General features: G+C 61.7%; 3 protein-coding genes. 2 read left to right on the top strand and 1 reads right to left on the bottom strand.

The window, feature by feature from the left end:
- Window positions 1-291, top strand: a 291-nt coding sequence (locus tag NW819_RS14450) for a BamA/TamA family outer membrane protein (RefSeq protein ID WP_414414171.1), incomplete at its 5' end; no start/stop codon positions are given.
- A 65-nt stretch (window positions 292-356) separates the two neighbouring features.
- A complete protein-coding gene (locus NW819_RS14445) occupies window positions 357-725 on the top strand; it encodes a hypothetical protein (protein WP_414373839.1) in 369 nt (122 codons plus the stop codon).
- Here NW819_RS14445 and NW819_RS14440 read toward each other — a convergent pair.
- The coding region (locus NW819_RS14440) for an Mrp/NBP35 family ATP-binding protein (RefSeq protein WP_414414170.1) at window positions 722-1,484 on the bottom strand (763 nt) is incomplete at its 5' end. The two genes, NW819_RS14445 and NW819_RS14440, sit on opposite strands and share 4 nt — an antisense overlap.

Here is a 1,484-nt window from a genome sequence, read left to right as displayed (position 1 = left end):
GGGGGTATCGGTTCCGGTCGCAGCTTTGCCACCGCAACCGCCGAATTGCGCTTTCCCATTTTCGACCCGGTGGGGGCAGTGGTCTTTGCCGACTACGGCACCGATTTGGGCAGTGGAGCTGCGGTGGCCGGCAATCCTGCCCTGGTGCGCAACAAGCCGGGCAGTGGTTTGGGGCTGGGGGTCGGCATTCGCATCCAATCTCCCTTGGGGCCGCTGCGCATCGACTATGCGGTTGGGCAAGGTGGCGCTGGCCAAGGCCAACTGCATTTCGGCATTGGCGAGAAGTTCTGACTTGGCCGTGGATTTCCCTGCCGGCTTGCTATCTTGGGAGCAGGTGCTCGTAATGGAAGCAACCCATGAAACAGCGACTCGGCCTACCTTTCCCCAAGGGATCCCTGGTGTTCTTGCTGTGTTTGAGCCTGGCCCTAGCCGGGTGTGGGCCACTGGCGCGGCTGGGCATCGGCACAACTCCCATCGCCACCGTAGAGCAAAATCCCTCCCGCTACACCGATGTGTATGTCCGCGGTCGCGTGGTGAACCAGATAGGGGTGTTCGGCCAGGGTGTGTATGAGCTCCAAGACAACAGCGGTTCCCTTTGGGTCATCACCGACAAGGGGCTGCCGGCCATGAACAGCACAGTGACCGTGCGCGGCAAGGCCCAAGAGGGGATTGTGGTGGGAGGACGCAGCTTCGGGGTCTCGTTGGTGGAAGCAGAGCGCTTCTAGCCTGCCCCCAAAGCCAACATGGAAACGCGGCCTGCCAAGGTTTTGGCAATCTGCTTCAAGGCCCGGGCTGAAGCCGACTCAGGTTGGCCGATGACAATAGGCGTACCCATATCCCCCCCTTGGCGCAGGGCGATTTCCAGCGGGATCCGCCCCAGCAGCGGGACACCAAGCTCGCGGGCCGTGGTCTCTCCCCCTTCCGAGCCGAAAATATCGTACTGGCGATCCGGCAGGTCGGGCGGGACGAAGTAGCTCATGTTTTCCACAATACCCAGGATGGGCACCCCCAACTGCCGAAACATGTTCAAGCCCTTGCGACTGTCCAGCAGGGCCACCGATTGTGGCGTGGTGACGATCACAGCTCCTGCCAGCGGCACTGCCTGCACTAGGGTCAACTGAGCATCGCCGGTGCCGGGGGGCATATCTACAATCAAGTAGTCCAACTCTCCCCACTGCACCTGATAGAGAAATTGCCGGATCACCCCGTTTAACATTGGCCCCCGCCAGATCACCGGCTGATCCCGTCCCACCAAAAGGCCCATCGACACCATCTTGACGCCGTAATTTTCCAGGGGGAAGATATCCTCGCCGCCGTCCTCCCGTTTTTGCACAACCAGAGACCGATCCTGCAGGCCCAACATCAGCGGCACATTGGGGCCGTAAATGTCGGCATCCAGTAGCCCCACCCGGGCCCCGCTTTGGGCCAGCGCCACCGCCACATTCACCGACACCGAGGTTTTGCCCACTCCCCCCTTGCCGCTG

Origin of the sequence: Synechococcus sp. R8-2 (genome assembly GCF_047461715.1) — a bacterium.
GTDB lineage: Bacteria > Cyanobacteriota > Cyanobacteriia > Thermostichales > Thermostichaceae > Thermostichus.
The sequence above is the reverse complement of the archived record's forward strand: the minus strand, read 5'-3'. Positions and strand labels throughout refer to the sequence as shown.

What these genes read in the sequence shown, in the direction of transcription:
- NW819_RS14445 (WP_414373839.1), top strand. Translation starts at nt 357, where the DNA reads ATGAAACAGCGACTCGGCCTACCTTTCCCCAAGGGATCCCTGGTGTTC.